The organism is Mesorhizobium sp. NZP2298, from assembly GCF_013170825.1.
Lineage (GTDB): Bacteria > Pseudomonadota > Alphaproteobacteria > Rhizobiales > Rhizobiaceae > Mesorhizobium.
The window spans coordinates 3,103,902-3,122,444 of record NZ_CP033365.1; the positions used below are offsets into that span (position 1 = coordinate 3,103,902).

An 18,543-nucleotide genomic window follows, 5' to 3' on the forward strand; every position below is an offset into this window, starting at 1 on the left:
GTCGATCAATCGCAGGAGATCGAGATGAAAGATGAACTGGTGCTGGTGACCGGCGGCTCGGGCTTCATTGCATCGCATTGCATGCTGAAGCTGCTCGACGCCGGCTATCGCGTGCGCACGACGGTGCGTTCGCTCAAGCGCGAAGCGGAGGTGCGCGCGATGCTGAGGGAAGGCGGCGCTGAACCCGGCGACCGTCTGTCCTTCGTCGCCGCCGACCTGACCGCGGACGCCGGCTGGGCGGAGGCAGTGGCGGGCTGCGCCTATGTCATGCATGGCGCCTCGCCGACGCCCTCCGGCAGCCAGACGCGCGAGGAGGAATGGGTGCGGCCAGCCGTCGACGGCGTGCTGCGGGTGCTCAAGGCCGCGCGCGACGCCGGCGTGAAGCGTGTGGTGCTGACCTCGGCCATCGGCGCGGTCGCCATGGGCCACAAGCCGCAGACGCGCCCCTTCAACGAGACGGACTGGTCCGACCTCAGCGGCGCTATCGCGCCCTATCAGAAATCGAAGACGCTGTCGGAACGCGCCGCGTGGGACTTCATTGCTCGCGAGGGCGGTGGCCTCGAATTATCCGTCGTCAATCCGGTCGCGGTGCTCGGCCCTGTGCTCGCCGCCGATTACTCGCATTCGATCGGGCTGATCAAGCGGCTGATGGACGGCATGCCCGGCTGTCCCCGGGTTAATTCCGGCTATGTCGACGTGCGCGACCTAGCCGATCTGCACCTGCTGGCGATGACCAGTCCCGCGGCAAAGGGCGAGCGTTTCATCGGCATTTCGGGCCACAGCCTGTGGATGGCCGAGGTCGCGAAAGTGCTGCGCCGGCGCATGGGCGCGGCGGCCAGCAAGGTGCCGACCCGGGAGATTCCCAACTGGGTGATCCGCCTGCTGGCGATGCGCGGCGATCCGACGACGAAGATGCTGGCCAGGCATCTCGGCGTGATGATGGACGCCACCAGCGAAAAGGCGACGCGCCTGCTCGGCTGGACGCCACGCCCGGCCGAAGAGGCGATCGTCGCCACGGCCGAGAGCCTTCTGCGGCTGGGGTTGGTGGGGTCGAGAGCCGCATAGGCATAGGCCTCCCTCGATCGCCCTTGGGCATCCCAAACCAGTCAGCCGCCACCTCAGCAAACAGCCAGTCGCGGAATGCCCTGGCTTTTTTCTGCCGCGGCGCGCCGTCGGGATAGACGAGGTAGTGGCTGGCCACCGATTTCAGCGCGAGGTCGAAGGGCCGCACCAGCCGCCCTGCCGCGAGATCGGCCGAGACCAGTGCGTTGCGGCCGAGCAGCACGCCTTCGCCATGCACGGCGGCCTCGACGGCGAAGGTGGCGGAATCGAAGCGCACGCCGCGTTTGGGGTCGATGCCGTCGACGCCGGCCTGTCGCGGCCATGTCGCCCAGTCGATGCGAAAAGCGTAAGCAATCGCTGCGGCATTTGAGCAACACATCCGGGCAAATGCTGCGCGCCATGGCGCGGCAGGGCAAGGCCGCGCCGTCGCTCAAAAAGCGCTATCACCGTGAAAAACATGATAAAAATATTCATCTATTTAGCCGTGGCCGTTCCCTGATTCGAAAGATCATTCTAACCTGTTGCCATTGCAGGATAATTTCAGAACCCGTAGGGATGGCGATCAACGGCTTGCCTGATGACAGGATGCAAGCCACTCACAGTTGTTGTATCCGTCCAATGGCTACTGATCGTCATTTCCAAAGCCGCTCGCGGCTCTCGTGCAGGCGCAAGCGATCATTGTTGACCGACGAGTTGGGGCCGCCCCGGTTCGCGGAGGCCGCGTGAGGTGGGATCCGCACGGCCTGTTCGTCAGGCATGCGCGCGAGATCGACCGGTTCCTGCGCCGTCGTGGCCATACGCCAGAGACCGCCGCCGACCTGACGCAGGACACGTTCGTGCGGGTGATGACGGCGATGCCGAACGGCGAGGGCGAAAACCCGCGCGCGTATCTGTGGCGCGTCGCCCGCAACCTTTCGACCGACCTCAAGCGGCGCGAACGCGTCGTCGAGCACGTGCATCTGGCCGATGACGACTTCCAGCGCATCGCCGACAGCGCGCCTTCGGCCGAGACTGTCGTCTATGACCGGCAGCGGCTGGCGATTGTCGAGAAGGCGCTGCTGGAACTGCCGCAGCGCACGCGCATGGCCTTCGAGATGCACCGGCTGGGCGAGAAGACGATGAGCGAAGTCGCCGTCGAGCTCGGGCTTTCGACGTCGCGGACCTGGACGCTGATCCGCCGCGCCTACCAGCACCTGCGCGCGCGCCTCAACGAGGATGTGCCGCGATGATTGCCGACGGCACCGCAAGTCGCGGCAGGAAATTGCCGCCGTTCATTCGTTTCAATTGCTGGAGGGTGGATTTGGCCTTCGGAAGCAGGGCGCTGGCGGGTTTGCAGTGGCATGATTGAGGACATCAGCGACGACGACAGGCTTTTCGAGGAGGCGGCCGACCTCGTCATCCGCCTGCAGAACGAGCCGGCCAATCCGGTCGCGCGCGAGCTGATCCAGAACTGGCGTGCCCGCGGCCCAGCGCATGAAGCGGCCTGGGCGGAGGTTGCTGAAATCCACGGCATGGCCGGCAAGGTGTTCGAGGTCCGCCGCAAGGCCGCGAGCAGCGTGGAAGGCGTGTCACGGCGCAAGGTCATACTGACGGGTCTTGCCGGGCTGGCCGCGCTCGGCAGCGGCGCGCTCTATGGGCCGGACCTGCTGATCCGCCTCAAGGCCGACCAGATCACGTCGACGGCGGAGCTGCGCCGCGTCACCCTGTCCGACGGCAGCGTCGTCACGCTCGGCCCCAACAGCGCCATGCGCAGCGCGCTCACGCCCGATCTGAGGCGGGTCGAGCTGCTGGCCGGCATGGCCTTCTTCGAGGTCGCGGCGGATGCCGCCAGACCCTTCCAAGTGCAGATGGAGACGCTGACGTCGACCGCGCTCGGCACCGCTTTCGATGTCAGCCGAGATGCCGGGCTGCTGACGGTGTCGGTGGCGCATGGGCTGGTCGAGGTGGCGATGCCCGCTTCGCCGCTGGCGCGGACGCAGAGGCTTTCCGGCGGCGAATGGCTGGCGCTCGACGACAGCACGCTCGCCGTCGAGCGTGGAACCCGTGACGCCGGGCAGATCGCGGCGTGGCGCGACGGGCTGATCGTCGCCGAGCGCGAGACGGTGGCTTCGGTCGTGGCCAGGATCGCGCGCTGGCAGGCCGGCCGCGTGGTGATCGCCGATTCCGGGCTTGGCGCAGGGCGCATCAGCGGCGTGTTCGACCTCGGCAATCCACTCGCCGCGCTGGAAGCGGTCGTGCAGCCGCACAACGGCAAGGTACGGCGGATATCGCCGTGGCTGACCGTTATTTCATCGATCTGAGAATTGGTCATCGACCTGAGAGATTGGTCATCGATCTGAAAAAATTCGGGCCGAGGGGAGAAAATCCGAACCCCCCGTTCGTTTGATCTCACAGGGGTTGCCGTCAGCCGCTGCCAACAGGTCTCCCTTCCACAAAATGAAAATGGAGCGGCTGGGCCATGGGGCTGGGGCAGAAGACTGGTGCGACAAGAGGATTTGGACGAAGGCTGCTGATCGCGGCGCTGCTGTCATCGACGGTGGGCGCGGCAATGGTTGCCGTGCAAGGGGAGGCGCATGGGCAATCCGCGCAGCAGGCGACCTTCAACATTCCGCCCGGCTCGCTTTCGGGCGCGCTGGCGGCTTTCGGCAGGCAGGCCGGGCTGCAGGTCACCTATCTGCCCGAGATCGCCGCCGGCAAGCGGTCGCCCGGCGTCTCCGGCGCGGCGGCACCTGGTGCGGCGCTGGCGCGGATCCTGCAGGGCACGGGCCTGACCCATGCCTTCACCGGCGCCAACACGGTGACGATCAGCGACAGGGTCGCCGCCGCGCACGCGCCGGCGGCGGGCGCGGTGGACGGTTTGACGCTCGACCCGATAACCGTCATCGCCGGCGGCGGCAGTCCCGGCGAGGAACCGTACAGAACAGCGGCTCCCACCGCCTACATTTCAGGCGAAACCATCGAGCGGTTCCGCGGCTCGAGCCCGGCCGACATTTTTCGCGGCACGCCGGGTGTGATGTCGGGCGAGGCGCGCAACGGCGCCGGTTCCATCGACGTCAACGTGCGCGGCATGCAAGGCATGGGCCGCGTCAACGTCACCGTCGACGGGGCGGAAAACTCGCTGCAGGTCTATCAGGGCTACCAGGGCATCTCGAACCGCACCTTCGTCGATCCGGACCTTCTGGGCGGTGTCGACATCACCAAGGGCTCGGATGTCGCATCCTACGGCATTGCCGGCACCGTCGCCATGAGGACGTTGAACCCGTCCGACATCGTCGAGGACGGCAAGACATTCGGGGTGCGGCTGAAGGGCGGCTTTGGCTCCAACACGAGCACGCCCCAGCCTGGCGACAAGGCCGGCTATCTCATCAGCAACCCCCTTGGCTCCACGAATGATCCGAATTCGGGTTATGGAGTGATCACACCCTCCGGAACCGGACTGGATCGGCCAGGCTTGCTGAAGCCCACGCAGGGCTCGGCCAGCATCGTCGCGGCGGTCAAGCAGGAGGACTTCGACTTTCTCGTCGGCTATGCCTATCGTGACCAGGGCAACTACCACGCCGGCAAGTACGGCCCCCACGCCAATCCCGTCAGAACAGGTCCCCAGCCTTACTGCTATGCGAGCGGTGAATGCCCATCCTATCTCCTCTACAGGGACTATGTCGTGAACACCGGCATCGCCAATTATCGCCCCGGCGAGGAAGTGCTCAACACGCAGCTTCAATCCCAGTCCTGGATCACCAAGGGCACTTGGCGTTTCGGTGACGGACAGAGCCTGCAATTTGGCTATACCGGCTTCCGCAGCGAGGCCGGCGACCGGCTGGCTTCAGCGCTCGGCAGCGCCACCGGACAGGCGGTCCAGCAGGCCCAGACAACCGGCACCAAGGTCGACACCGGCACGCTGCGCTACCGCCTCAATCCGGAAGGCAACGACCTGCTCGATCTCACCGCCAATCTGTGGGTGACCAATCTCGAGCTGCGCAACCCGCCGCGCAACGCCTATGGCCAGCGGCCCCCGGGTGTGCCGGCGGACTACCGCACGGGCTCCGATACGGTGATGTGGGGCGGCGAGGTCTCCAACAAGTCCAAATTCGTCACCGACTATGGCGCGCTCGATTTCACCTACGGCCTGACCTACCGCAACGAGGACACCAAGCCGAGCGAATTGACCGACACGATCGAAGGCTGGCTCAACCTGCGCGACGCCGAGCGGCAGGAGGCGGCGGGTTATGCCAAGCTGGCCTACAAGCCGGTGGACTGGCTGACGCTGAATGCCGGCCTGCGCTATTCGCAGTTCTGGTCGCATGACCGGCGCACGCAGGCCAACTCACCCGATCAGTTGAACGCCAAGCCCGACCGCCACGACGGCGGCTTCAGCCCGTCGGTCGGCGTGACGGTCGAGCCGTTCGACGGCACGCAGTTCTATGTCAACTATTCCAATGCCTTGCGCTTTCCCAGCCTGTTCGAGTCGGTCTCGGCCTTCACCATCATCCCCAATCCGAACCTCGGTCCGGAGCGCTCCAGCAATTGGGAGCTTGGCATGAATGTCCACAGGAACGGCCTGTTCACCGATACCGATACCGGCATGCTCAAGCTCGGCTACTTCAACTGGAACGTGAAGGATTATATCGCGCGCTCGTTCCGGTCGTTCCAGGGCGACGGCTACACCTGGTACGGCATGCAGGTCTACAACATCGACCGCGCCAGATTCTCCGGCGTGGAATTGTCCGGCCGCTACGAGGTCGGCGACTTCGCGGCGGATTTCGCGGCCAACTACTATCTCAATGTCGAGTTCTGTCAGCTGAACGGCGCCTGCGACACAAAGACGATGTATGGCGACTACGCCACCAACCAGGTGCCGCCAAAATATTCGCTCGACCTGACGCTGACGCAGAAATTCCTCGAGGACAGGCTGACGCTGGGCGGCAGGGCTTCCTATGTCGGGCCGCGCGTCATCGGCCACGGCCAGGTGACCAGCCAGGGGCTTAGCCAGTTCATTTCGCTGGTCAAATGGGATCCCTACACGCTGGTCGATGTCTTTGCCGAATACAAGCTGACGGCGAACCTGACGGCGACAGCGCGGATCGAGAACCTGTTCGACAGGTACTATGTCGATCCGCTTGGGCTGGTGACCGAGCCGGGACCGGGGCGGACGTTTTATGGGTCGCTGACGGCGAAGTTCTGAGGGCATCGCACAAAGGTCGCGGAGTGGGGCGGGCGTCGTCGGCACCGTGGCGGTTGACCGCGCCGCCCATCCGGCCGATAGGTCCGCGCGAACAGCCCGAGACCTGCAATGACCGACCTCAACGATGCCCCCTATACCGCCTGGCAGGACGATGTCCGCCAGGGCGTGCGCCATGTACGCGACCTCGCCGCCCTGCCGCTTTCGCCCGCCGAGCGCCAAGCCGCGCTGGAGGCCGCCAGCCGGCACAAGGTGCGTGCGCCGAAAGCCTATCTCGACCTGATCGACTGGAACGACCCAGGCGATCCGATCCGCGCGCAGGTCATCCCGTCACCGGGCGAACTGGTGGAAACGGAGGGCGAGCTTGGCGATCCGATCGCCGACCATGATTTCAGCCCGGTGCCCCGGTTGACGCATCGCCATGCCGACCGGGTGCTGTTGTTCCCGACCTATCAGTGCGCGGTCTATTGCCGGTTCTGCTTCCGCAAGGAATCGCTGACCTCGATCGGCCGCGGCTATACGCGCGAGGCGCTTGAGCCGGCGCTGGCCTATATCGCGGACCATTCCGAAATCCGCGAGGTGATCCTGACCGGCGGCGACCCGCTGTCGCTGCCCGACAAGGCGCTGGCCGAGATCGTCGCGCGCATCGAGGCCATCCCGCATGTGCGGCTCTTGCGCATCCACACGCGCGTGCCGGTGGTGCTGCCGGCGCGCATCACATCAGGGCTGGTCGAAGCGCTGCAGGGCCGGCTGATGGTCACCGTCGTCACCCATTTCAACCACGCGCGCGAGATCACAGACGCCACCGAGGCGGCCTGCCGGAGGATGCGGCAAGCCGGCTTCGTGCTGCTCAACCAGAGTGTTCTCCTGAAAGGCGTCAATGACAGCGTCGAGGTGCTGGAAGAGCTCTGCCGCGAGTTGATGTACCGGCTCGGGGTAAAACCCTACTATTTGCACCATGGCGATCTCGCGCGCGGCATGGCCCACCGCCGCACCACGATCGCGCAGGGCCAGGCGCTGGTGGAAGCGCTCAGGGCTAGGCTCTCGGGCATCTGCAATCCCGTCTATGTGCTCGATCTGCCGGAAGGCGGCGGCAAGGTGCCGCTCGGACCGTGCCCTGTCGAGGGCCGCGACGGGGAGAACTGGCGGATACGCGGGCTGGATGGGAAGGTGAGGGATTATCGGGAGATCGTGGGCGTTCGGGATGCGGCGTCTTTGAGGGATGCGGCTGCTGGCTCCTGATGCCCTTATGGCTTCTACGTTCTGGCTGCGTGACCGAGGCCTTGCCGGAGGCTCATAAGGCGTGTGGCCTTTGTGAGTTTTGCCTGCAACCCGTTGAACGCCTCCCGGTCTCGCGCCGACGGGACGTGCACGCACCTAAGGTCGCTCAACCATCCAGGCGGCGGGATTCACCAGCAGTACCGATGGCACTGTCGGGTCTGCAAGTCTCAGATAGAAATAGCCGATCCCAGCACGTCCCAACATGAGGCCGGGAGTATCGCCTTGGATGGTGCCGCATGGCCATCTTCCGCTGGTTCCATACAGCCGCAAGCCTTCTGCCGCCGCCTGAAGGGCAAGTGCCGAATAGTCGGTTCCACCTGTGTGAGAATTCCATTCCAACAGAACTTCCGCGTTGCCTAAAACGCCGTGACAGAGGCTGTAGTTTTCTTCCTTGTGCCTCAAGGAACGAGAAGCATATTCCGCAGTCGTTTTCATTCCTATACGCGCGTGTTCGAGATAGGTCGGATCATTGAATATCCGAGCGAGCCAGACCCGCTGCAGAGCTATGCCCGGCGCTCCATGACACCAATAACAGGCGTATCGGGTCCCTGCCGGTTTTTGTTCTTCCGGCCGCGTTCTTAGATCGGCCCAGTTGGCAATGGCGCTGTTGAAGTGAGTTTGCTCATAAGCGATCGCCGCTTCAGCGGCATTGCGGAAGGACTTTTCTTCGGTGCGCCGCCATAAGAGAGCCAGCGCATACGCTATTCCCGCTGTTCCATGCGAGAGGCCCGTGAGGTTTTGCCCCCCACGTGGATCTTGAGCCGGCCAGGACAGTCCTTGGCTGGAATGCTCTGCCGCTGTCAGCAACGCCTGGCCATATTTTTCAGCTGCCTTCAACGCCGGAGCCTTGACCATGTTTTCCAGGCAGAGCGCTCCGACGATACGTCCGGCTGATCCATAGATGAGGTCATGTTGGCCGGCGACAACATCGTGACGCAACACCCGTCGAGCCAGGAGATCGGCCTTGTCCAAAAGCCAGTCATTTTTCAGGAGCGACCCGATGCGGGCCGCTGCAAGGGCTATTCCTGTCATACCAGGATACAGTCCGACATCGAGGCCAGGTCTGCTCAATGCTTGTCGCATTGCGCCCAGTGCCGTGCGCTTCAAATCGGAGTCGCCGGTACGGGTGGACAACTCAGCGAGGAATAAGGCGATTCCGGCTGTCCCACCGTACAAGCCGCCCGACAATGTTCGGTAGTCAACAGCCCCCAATCCCTGGCCCGGCAGCGGATTGGCCCCTATCCATTGGGAACGGCCGCCATGCCACACAGCCTCGGCCGAAATGCGCCTGCCGATTTCGGCCGCAGCACCCAGCCAATCCGCCTGTATGGTGCCAACCGGGTTGGTCTTGGGCGACGGAGTTTTTCCATTGTTGCTCGCGCGCGATGATTGTTGCTTCTCAAAGGGTCCAAGGTCCAGCTCCGGCAACCCCGCGCGCAGATGTGGCTTGACGGGGTCGATGCCGGCGCCTTCAAAAATTTCGGCTGCGAGGCGCATGCGCGAGTCAATATCGTTTAGACCCCGCTCAAATGCTTGCATTAGCGACTCAGCCAAAATTCCGCATCGATGCCTGCCGAAACTCTCTCCATTTCCGGGGTCATCGGCAGCCGAAAGTCCTGGTGCCAGACGACAGGTAAAGGCCGGCGTTCCGCTGCGAACCAAGCCTGAATCAGCATGGATCTTCCGTACTTCCGTGAACACCTCTTTTGAATTTGTCCTGCTTACGTAAAGCACACCAGAATCGCATCGATCATAGGCGGACGGGTCTGTTAAAACCTTTAGCCGAAATGGAAGGGCGGCTGCGTTAAGACTGGATGTTGTTTCCCGCACGAAGCGCGCTGCCGCACTAGCGTGCAGGTTCCAATAGATACGCAACACCGGATCGAGCGCCCGCAAGTCCGCATCACCAAGCAGAAAGCAAAAGCCGGGCGACGCCCGGAGCGAACTACGGCCCAACCGCAGTTGAACTTTAGCTCCCTTGTCCACGGGAAGGACGGAAGAACGGCATTCCTCCGGTCGAGCAAAGACTTTAAGTGTGCCGCTATCGACGACTACCCGTCCGTCGCGGATCTCCGCAACGGAACCAGCATCCCACCATTCATTGTGCCCAGCGTCGGATGACAGGATTTTCTGGATGAATTGGTGATTTTCAACACTATTCTGCCGGGGCCTGGCCTGTGGATGAGACGGGGCGCCGCGAATATAAAAGTTCGTATAGAGAAAATTCTTGATTTGTTGGACGGCGTGAGCGCGGACCACATCGTGGTTGAACTCGCTTGCAGTCGGCGGAGACAATGACGGGCCCCGTTTGCCCAACCATTCAAAGCCATGCATGTCGGTTAGCGAAAACGCCTCGATTGCCTGACGAAAAGCAATCATGAATGAGCCAGAAGCAATCCGACACCTCGATCTGGTGACTTAATCAAATTTGCGGCCACTTGAAGTAAATATATAGCATTTGCAGTAAGTCTCGACGAGTACTGCATGTATTCGTATGCTGTCTGCACCAAGCGAGCCCCGCAAAATCGTATTGCATTGTGCAGGAATTCCGACTTTGAATCGACCCCCGCAGCGCTCGCATAAGTACCCCAAAATTGCGCTGCCGCGTTCTGAATTCCGCTCAGCGGCAAGGACGCTTCTCTGGCCATTAAATCGTGGTTGGTTCCCTGCGCCATGGGCATTGATGCAATCCACGAAAACAACAGTCCTGCGAAGACAGTTCCGACATCCCATCCAGGTTCACCGGTGGTCGAGAGCTCCCAGTCTACCAGAGCGAGCCCGTCAGGACTGATAACGATGTTATCCAATTTAGCGTCACCGTGTATCACCGAAGTCCGACTCCAATTGGACTGCAGATCGTCTAGCCCCTCTGACAGTTCGGCGTCATTCTGGACTGCTAGCAGCAAGCGCACATTTGCAGGGCTGATGTTTCTAAGCACGGAGTAATGTGGCCGGTTCCATTGGATCGGCGGATCAGACTGCAAAATATTGGCTAGGTTTCCGGGTACAGCTCGATTGTGAAGGCATGCGAGCGCTCGGCCAGCGGCTTGGGCGTGGCCGTGTGGCAGAGTTCTCTGCTGCATGAGTATGTCATGCAGACTGCGGCCGTTGGGTATCAGGGCTGAGATCAACAAGCCCAATTTGGCATCATAGGCCAACTTCCGCGGAAGGTAGTGGCTCAAGTCGTCCTGGGTTGAGCTCAACAGGTCGAGCACAGTCGATTCGCGAAAAATCGTGGCCACTGCGATGTTGCTCTTGGCTTGTTTCGTGAAAAGTCCGCTTGAGCCGCCAATCGTGATTTTGACATTTCGGTTTCGGCGCTCCGCCAAAGACAGCCGGACGTCCTTGCTCACGAAATCTTTGCGAGAAATAAGTCCCTTTCCAATCAATAGCTGAATGAGTTCAGGTTCCGCTAACAAGGCCGGCAGGTTCATTGAGACCTGTCAGTCCTCTGCCGTCAGCATGCAGCCAATATGATCGCTGGCAGGGCAGGGAGGTCCCATGGTTTCGTCACTAATGCCCGAGTCGCCACACTCTGACGTTTCATGGCTGGTGCAGTTCGAATCGACTGTCGCCGGTGTCTGACAATCAGTTGAACTGTTAGGGCAGGGGTGGGTGAACGATCCACAATCGTCAGTGTCACAGTTGTCGGACGGCGGTGGCGGCGGAACACAGCCGGCGGAATCTTCGGTAGGCTGCGGACAGAATATGGGCGTAGTGTCGGGTGGCGGCGGTGGCGGATCACAACCGGTTGTAGGGGAGGCGGGTCGCAGGGGTCGGTAAAGCCCTGATGGCAATGTCCGGCTGGAGGCTCTTGGGTGTCTTCGCAAAGACCGCAACTCGGAAGAGAAACGTCGGCGGTAGGACAAGAAGAATCCTGGGTCGGCGGCAGGCATCCCACAGGGAAAGTGCCGCAATCATCGGTCAAGGCCATGATGTGCTGCGGCGTGCTCCGCGTCTTTCCCAGGCCCAGGGTACTTTCAGAGCCCGGCAGAAATTTATCAACGATGCTGCCAGAAAACAAATCGGCCAACGAGCCAGGCCCGCGCGCGCGATCAGGGGAATTCGACTGGGTTTCGGACATCTTCTACTTAGACCCTTGCAAGCTCAAGACCTAGTAGGCGTACGCAGTATTTATTCTACAGCGGAAACACTGACCAATTGCAAGCCATTTTTGTCTGGCCCGGACACGGAGATCGAGCAGAAGCCTGCCCGGGATAAGAAACGATCCGTCGACCCTAATCCTCAACGCCGCCGACATACCCCAGGACCACGACGCGCGGAGCAGTGCAGTAGACGAGACTGACCCGGCGGCCGGTCGTTGTCGTCGCGCGGTCCGCCTTGAGGTCGACGGCGATGTCCTCATAGCCCAGCACTTGGTGGTCGAGTGGATAGACGGCCTTGTAGACCGCTTCCTTGGCGGCAAAGAGGAGGCGACCGGCAAGACGCTGGCCGGCTGAGCCCATCCGGTCCGCGCCGGTTGCGACGAGCGCGAAAATGTCGTCGGGCAGGGGTAGCGCCGGCTCGACGTCGATGCCGAGCGAGACGATCTGGCCAATGCGCGCGACCGCCGCCACGGCCATGTCGTCGTCATGGGCGAGCGAACCAATTGTCCCGTCCGGCCAGACCGGAGCACCGGACGGCGCGCGCGGGATGGCGACGTTCTTGATCCCGATATCGGCCAGCAGCCGGTGCGCGATCCATCGCGCCGCGCCGCTCGCCCGCCGCATTGCCGGCCGGCGCGCCGGAATGGAGCGCGCCTCTTCGGGCGAAAGATGGGTTTCGTCGCCTTCGCGTATGAACCGGCATCCGGTGTGGACCCCATATGGGGCGATGGCGGCCAGCGCCCGCGCCAGGGAGGTTTCCCCGGGCAGATCCGGAGGCGAAGGATTTGCGGCAGGCATCATCGATCGCCCATCGATGCCGGCAGGGCGAGGTCGGCGATCATTTCCCTGTCCTCGTCGAGCCCTTCTTCCACGAAACCGGCGGCGCGGTAGAGCTGGCGTGCCGCTTCATTCTCCGGTTCGTAGCAGATGGAAACGTGCCTGATGTGGCCGAGCCCGCCGATTTCGCGCAGCACCTCGCGCAGCGCGGCCTTGCCGTAGCCTTTGCCCTGGCTGGCGCGGTCGATCATGAATCGATAGATGCGCGCCTCGTCGTCATCGGGTGGCGCCTCGTACATCAGGAACCCGACAACACGATCCCCGGCCATGATCGCGCGCGGCCGCGCGTCGTGATCGGATCTGGCTTCGCGCAGCGAGGCCGCGTTGCTTGCGACGAAATCCATCTGCCCCGGGGCCAGCCGCAGTGCTGTCACCAGCGCGCGATTGGCGGGGGTAACCGGCGCGATCCGGATGTCCGGCGTGCTTCCGGATCGCTCTGTCACATGACCTCCGATGCTCTCGGGATCGAGCGTCAGGATGACGCCGTGGAGCCGTCATCCATGATCGGCTCGACGAAACGATGCAGCTTGGCCGGGTTGCCGCGCCAGATCGAGTTGGGCTCCAGCACTTCGCCCTTCATCACGAAGGAGTCCGCATCGACCATCGATCCCTTGCCCATGACGACGCCGTAATGGACAAAGGCGGACGGTCCGAGCGTGCAACCGTCGCCGATGCGGATGAAGTCCGACTTGAACGCACCTTCTTCCAGCGAATGGGCCTGGATGACGCAGCCCTCGTTGAGCGTGACGTCATCGCCGATCTCCACCAGCGAACGCTCGGTCAGGTTGCTGCCGCCGTCATAGACCCGCTTGCCGACCTTGACGCCCAGCATGCGCAGGATGATCGGCCGAAACGGCGTGCCGGCGAACAGGTTGACAATTGGCGAATCCGCGAGCTTCCAGTGGCGTTCGTGGCGCCAGAAGTCGACATCGTAGATCGTCGTCATCCGCGGCTTCAGCCGCCCAAAGCCAAGGCTTGCCCGCTCGACAAAGATGTAGAACGGAATGGTGATCGCCGAGGTCAGGATCACGGCGACGAAGAGGGCGACCTCGTTCCATTCGGTGTAGTAGTTCAGCGCGCGGTCCCAGATCGCCAGCGTGGCGAACAGCATGACCCATTGCGTTGCCATGAACAGAAGGATCGTCACCAGGTTGTGGCGGTTCTTGAACGGGATGCGCTGGCGCCGGTCGGCCTCATCGACGCCGGCGATGAGTTCCTTGTCGCGGTTCACCATGCGCGGGATTTCAAAGGCAGGCGAACCCAGGAGCCCGACATTCTCGCGCACCGGGCCATCGATGGGGATCATCACCTTGGTGCCGAGCAGGACGTTGTCACCCGTGCGCCCATCCGGCGGATAGTAGATGTTGTTGCCGAGATAGTTGCGCTCGCCAATGCGTGTCGGCTCGAGCCGGAACGCCGAGGCGGATTTGTGCACATTGATCATGAACAGCCCGTCGGACACCATGGTCTCGGTGCCGATCTCGCACAGAAGCGGGTTTTCGTGCTGCTGGTTGGAGCCGAAATTGGAGCCGGTCTGCACCACCTTGTTCAGGTTCCAGCCGATGGCGCTCATATAGTGGACGATGGCCGAGCTGTCGCCGAACAGCAGCCCCAGCACGCGCGAGTTGCTCGAGAATTCGGAGACGGTCTGCAACCAGTAGCGGAAGCCATAGAGCGTGTAGGTGCGGCCCGGCTTCAGGATCAGGCTGAAAACGCGCGGCACCACCGTGGCGGCCAAAAAGGCCACGGCGATATAGCCGAACAGCGTGACCGTGGTGCCGATCGCGACAAGGCCGATCGTCTCCTGATAGTCGTCGCCGACATATTCCCAGTAGCTGTGGAACAGGAGCGGCAGCGGGGTGATGACAGCGAACAGCAGCACCAGCTGGACGGCTTCATAGAGGAAACGCCGGACCTCGTAAGGGTTCGCATTGCGCACCTTGCAATAGTCCGCCGTGGTCGGCACGGCCGGCGATCCGTGCCAGTGCTCGCCGTCGGGAATGCTTTGCCCGCTCTGCAGCGAGGACGAATGGCCGAGCTGGCCGCCGTCGCCGATCGAGGTGTGGATGTCGAGCGTGGAGCCGACGCCGACGAAGGCATCGCGACCAATGGTCAGCGGCCCGGTGTGGATATAGCCGGCCTGGGCCCGATAGCCGAGGATCATCGATTCCTTGCGCAGGATCGTGTTGGCGCCGATCGAAATGAGATCCGTGCAGACGGGCACGGATTTGGATTCGATGACGGCATTGTGCCCGAGCTTGGTGCCCAGCAGTTGCAGATAGATGCTGTAGAGCGGGCTGCCGCGGAACAGCACGACGGGTGCCGTCCGGATCAGTGTCTTGACGATCCAGAAGCGATAGTAACGCCATCCCCAGATGGGGAACGCCTCGGCCTTCCAACGGCCGATGAGCAGCCATTTCGCGGCAACGGCAAAGCCGGACATGCCGAAGAACACGCCGGCCGACAGCGCCACGCACCTGACGTAGAGCTCCAGCGGTTCGTCGAGTGCGTCATAGACCCAGTCGAGGCCGTGGTTGAGGACCCACAGCGCGGCATAGCTATAGAGCAGGTAGAACGAAAGCTGGCCCGCTCCGCAGGTCCAGTAGACAAGGTTCGATGCCTGGCGGGTGAGGACAGGTTCGTTGGTGGCCGTCGTCATCTCTTCCGCCACGCTCAGATGCTTGGCCAGGCGCGCAACGGTCGGATAGAGATAGATGTCGCGCATCGACGTCGTCGCCCATTCCTTGCGGGTGCGAACGCGGGCGCAGAAATGCGCCATCAGCAGCGAGTTCGCGCCGAGGTCGTCGAAGAAATTGTCCTCGACCGAGACCGCGTCGAATTTCAGCACCGCTGCCAGCGCATCCGCCAGGAAGCGCTCGTCGTCATTGCCGGGCGCGACCATCTCGCGGTCGGCGGAAAGCCGGATGCTCGTCGGCTTGGGAAGCTGGCGAAGATCCACCTTGTTGGAGACGGTCATCGGGATCGCCGGCAGTTCCTCCAGATAGGAGGGCACCATGTAGTCCGGCAGGCGCCGCTTCATCGTCTGGGCGAGATCGGCGCGCGAGAGCGCCGGCGCTCCGGCCTTGGGCGCGTAGTAGGCGACAAGCTCGACGCGGCCGGGCTCGATCTCCCAGGTGGTGACGGCGGCCTGCGCGATGTCGGGCTGGTCGAGCAGAACCGCCTCGATCTCGCCGAGCTCGATGCGATAGCCGCGGATCTTCACCTGGGTGTCGATGCGTCCGGCATACTCGATCTCGCCGTCGCCGTTGATCCGGCCAAGGTCGCCCGTGCGATAGATGCGCTTCGACGGGTTGTTCGGCAGGCCGAGGAAATCGGGGATGAACTTCTGATCCGTCAGGTCTTGCCTGTTGAGATAGCCGACCGCGAGCCCGATGCCGGCGATGCCGATCTCGCCCAGTTCGCCAGGCTCGGCGAGTTCCGGCAGCGAAGGGTCGAGAATGACGATGGAGTAGGTGGGCAGCGGCGCGCCGATGGTGACGGGCTTGTCCGGCGTCAGCGCGCCCATGGTCGCGGTGACGGTCGCCTCCGTCGGGCCGTAGGTGTTGAGGATCTGCCGCCCGGGCTTCGACCAGCGCACCACGAGATTGTGCGGGCAGGCCTCGCCGCCGACCAGGAGCGTGCGCAGGCTGGGCACGTCGCTCGCCATGGACGACAGCAAGGTCGGGCTGCAGGCCATGCAGGTGATGTCATGATGCCGCAGGAAATCCGCGAGTTCCTCGCCGACGAGCGGCATCTGGCCGGGTGCCGGCACCACCGTCGCACCGGCGACGAACGGCACCCAGATCTCCTCGGAGGAAAAGTCGAAGGCGATGGTCATGCCCTGGTAGACGCGGTCGCCCGGCCGGTAGCCATAGGATGCGGCGGCGACGCGGATGAAGTTGACGAAGCTCTGGTGCCGGACGGCCACGCCCTTCGGCCTGCCTGTCGTGCCCGACGTGTAGAGGATGTAGCAGATGTCCTCGACCGCGACGGGGGCCGGCGCCTTCCGCGGTTTCAGCGGCGCGTCGGACTGTCTGGAGATCTCGGCGGCGGCGCTGTCGATCAGCACGTGGGGAACCGGCAACTGGTCGGCGCGCGACGCATAGGTGGCGATGGTGACGATCAGGCTGACGCTGGCATCGTCGATGATCAGCGCCATGCGCTCTTGCGGAAAGGCGGTAGCCAGCGGCACGAAGGCGGCACCCGCCTTCACGACCGCGAGCACCGCGACATAGGTCTCCGCCGACCGGTCGAGGATAAGCCCGACCCGGTCGCCCGGCCGCACGCCGCGCTTGACCAGCAGGCGGGCGAACTGGTTGGCGCGCTTGTCGAGCTCCTGATACGTCCAGACACGTCCCTCGGAGATCACCGCCGGCAGCGTGGCGAATGTCTCGGCAAGCTCTTCGAAGATCGCGTCCAGCCGCTCATCGGGCCGGCCTGCCCGGGCGAAATCCGCGCCGGTCAGAACCTGGCCGTGCACGGCCACGGACCGCTGGGCACTTCTTATGAGCGCATCGAAGCTCGCGACGCTGGTTTCGGGCTCTCCGTCCAGTCTTGCCGTGTCCCTGTCGAGTTCGGCGATATCGACACCGTGATCCATTTCCAAACTTTCTCGTCCTGGCCGCGCATCACCCGGCTGTTCATGCCGCCGTTCGAGCAGGCATTTTCGGCTGTGCCGCCGCTGCGATTTGACCCTTGTTGGTGAGGACCGAAGCTTCCAAAAAGGAAATCCCCGCAGTCCCCCGCGGGATGGTTATGGCATCCGATCTTTTCGCCAGTTTTTCCGAACTGTTGAAACTTGTTTCTGAATTGTGTCTGAGCGAGACATCGCGAACACGGGGAGGGGCCGGAGGAACCGGCCCGCGATGGCGTAAGACCCGGTGTTGTCGCGGCCCGGTATGCATGCCTATGCTGCGCGGTTCGCGGAGGAACGTGGCGGATGGCAGCGGGAGGCAACGGTCAGGACGTGGTGCCGGGGAGGGCTCCCGTGGGGCGCGGGGTGCCGCGTTCCGTGCTGGACACGGCGGGCCTGGCGCCCAGGGACGCGGTCGCGCTCTGGCAGGAGAACATGGGTTTCTTCTATGACGTTCGGCTGCGCAATGGCGGCGAGGACCAGTTCCATGTCCATGCGGAAGCATTTTATTTCGGCGAGATCGCACTCAGTTCGTACCGATGCGTCGCGCAGAACTTCGACCGCTCGCGCGCCCGCATCGGACGCGACGGTCTCGACCAGATCACCTTGCAGGTCTGCCTGCGGGGCAGCCACGGCCGGCGCGACGGCGGGCCGGATGAAAAGGCATGCCCGGGAGACCTGATCGTCTCCGACCTGGCGCAGGTCCAGTCGACGGGGACGTCCGGCATCGACAGCCTCAACCTGACCATGCCGCGCCGCCTGCTGGCGCCGCTTCTGAAGGCGCCGGACGAGCACAATCTGCGCGTCATCCCAGGCAATGCCCCTTTGACGGCGCTGTTGCGCGGCCATCTCCTCGGCCTCTACGAGGCAGCGCCCGCCATGAGCGGCCAGGACGCCGAAGCAGTGACCAGGCCGACGCTGGACCTTGCCGCCGCGGCCATCAATTCGGCCGTGGCGGAGGCAAACGCCGCTTCGGTGCAGCTGGCGCTGGCCGGCGAAATCCGCCGCCACATCGACAGGCATGTCGGCAGCCGGGACCTTACCGCCGCAACGATAGCCGCGCTGTTCGGCATTTCGACGCGCAAGCTCTATTACCTGTTCGAGCCGTATGGCGGCCTTTCCAGATATATCCAGGAGGAAAGGCTGCGCCGCTGCCGCGCCGAGCTCGTCGATCCCGCCCGCCGGCACGAAGCCATCGGCGAGATCGCCGACCGCTACGGCTTCGGCCACCGCAAGAGTTTTGTCCGTGCTTTCCGGCGTTGCTTCGACATGACGCCACGCGAGATGCGGGCGCTCGCCGCGCAGGGGCGCGGCCTGCCCGCCGGACATGGGCCTGACCGCACCCTGTGGCGCTGGATCCGCGACCTCCGCTAGGGCCATGCCTGGGTCGCGCCGGCCAGCAATCCGGTGCCGGTTTTGCGCCCACGGCCACATTCCTTGCGCCT

Annotated in this window: 11 protein-coding genes and 1 pseudogene; 6 read left to right on the forward strand and 6 right to left on the reverse strand. The window is 63.5% G+C overall.

Annotated features, from left to right (window positions below; genetic code table 11):
• Nucleotides 1-24: 24 nt before the first annotated feature.
• Nucleotides 25-1,065, forward strand: coding sequence for an SDR family oxidoreductase (locus EB231_RS15015; protein WP_172349491.1), 1,041 nt, complete (start codon nucleotides 25-27; stop codon nucleotides 1,063-1,065).
• Nucleotides 1,066-1,081: 16 nt separating this feature from the next.
• Here the strand turns inward: EB231_RS15015 and EB231_RS15020 are convergent.
• A pseudogene (locus EB231_RS15020) lies at nucleotides 1,082-1,408 on the reverse strand (LysR substrate-binding domain-containing protein); the annotation flags it as partial.
• A 376-nt stretch (nucleotides 1,409-1,784) separates the two neighbouring features.
• Between EB231_RS15020 and EB231_RS15030 the strand changes: the two are divergent.
• From EB231_RS15030 to EB231_RS15045, 4 genes are all read left to right on the forward strand, one after another.
• Nucleotides 1,785-2,291 carry an RNA polymerase sigma factor gene (locus EB231_RS15030; RefSeq protein WP_172349493.1) on the forward strand — a complete coding sequence of 169 codons (507 nt, stop codon included), beginning with the start codon at nucleotides 1,785-1,787 and terminating at the stop codon, nucleotides 2,289-2,291.
• A 111-nt stretch (nucleotides 2,292-2,402) separates the two neighbouring features.
• Nucleotides 2,403-3,362, forward strand: coding sequence for a FecR family protein (locus EB231_RS15035; protein ID WP_172349494.1), 960 nt, complete (start codon nucleotides 2,403-2,405; stop codon nucleotides 3,360-3,362).
• A gap of 158 nt (nucleotides 3,363-3,520) precedes the next feature.
• A complete protein-coding gene (locus tag EB231_RS15040; RefSeq protein WP_206681921.1) occupies nucleotides 3,521-6,244 on the forward strand; it encodes a TonB-dependent receptor in 2,724 nt (907 codons plus the stop codon).
• A 108-nt stretch (nucleotides 6,245-6,352) separates the two neighbouring features.
• On the forward strand, nucleotides 6,353-7,483 hold the full coding sequence (locus tag EB231_RS15045; RefSeq protein ID WP_172349495.1) for a KamA family radical SAM protein: 1,131 nt from the start codon (nucleotides 6,353-6,355) through the stop codon (nucleotides 7,481-7,483).
• Nucleotides 7,484-7,618: 135 nt separating this feature from the next.
• Here the strand turns inward: EB231_RS15045 and EB231_RS15050 are convergent, their stop codons facing one another.
• From EB231_RS15050 to EB231_RS15070, 5 genes are all read right to left on the reverse strand, one after another.
• A complete protein-coding gene (locus tag EB231_RS15050) occupies nucleotides 7,619-9,901 on the reverse strand; it encodes a lanthionine synthetase LanC family protein (RefSeq protein WP_172349496.1) in 2,283 nt (760 codons plus the stop codon).
• Nucleotides 9,898-10,956: a phosphotransferase gene (locus EB231_RS15055; RefSeq protein ID WP_172349497.1), complete on the reverse strand. Its 1,059-nt coding sequence runs from the start codon at nucleotides 10,954-10,956 to the stop codon at nucleotides 9,898-9,900. The genes EB231_RS15050 and EB231_RS15055 overlap by 4 nt, the downstream gene beginning before the upstream one ends.
• An 804-nt stretch (nucleotides 10,957-11,760) precedes the next feature.
• Nucleotides 11,761-12,426 (reverse strand): 4'-phosphopantetheinyl transferase family protein, encoded by a 666-nt coding sequence (locus tag EB231_RS15060; RefSeq protein WP_340163211.1) that lies wholly within the window; start codon nucleotides 12,424-12,426, stop codon nucleotides 11,761-11,763.
• Nucleotides 12,426-12,908, reverse strand: a complete 483-nt coding sequence (locus EB231_RS15065) for a GNAT family N-acetyltransferase (protein WP_172349499.1) — start codon at nucleotides 12,906-12,908, stop codon at nucleotides 12,426-12,428. Before EB231_RS15065 ends, EB231_RS15060 begins: the two co-directional genes overlap by 1 nt.
• 29 nt (nucleotides 12,909-12,937) lie before the next feature.
• Nucleotides 12,938-17,065 carry a Pls/PosA family non-ribosomal peptide synthetase gene (locus tag EB231_RS15070; RefSeq protein WP_172349500.1) on the reverse strand — a complete coding sequence of 1,376 codons (4,128 nt, stop codon included), beginning with the start codon at nucleotides 17,063-17,065 and terminating at the stop codon, nucleotides 12,938-12,940.
• A 339-nt stretch (nucleotides 17,066-17,404) separates the two neighbouring features.
• Here EB231_RS15070 and EB231_RS15075 point away from each other — a divergent pair, with 339 nt between their 5' ends.
• A complete protein-coding gene (locus EB231_RS15075; RefSeq protein ID WP_172349501.1) occupies nucleotides 17,405-18,472 on the forward strand; it encodes a helix-turn-helix domain-containing protein in 1,068 nt (355 codons plus the stop codon).
• The last annotated feature ends 71 nt before the right edge of the window (nucleotides 18,473-18,543 follow it).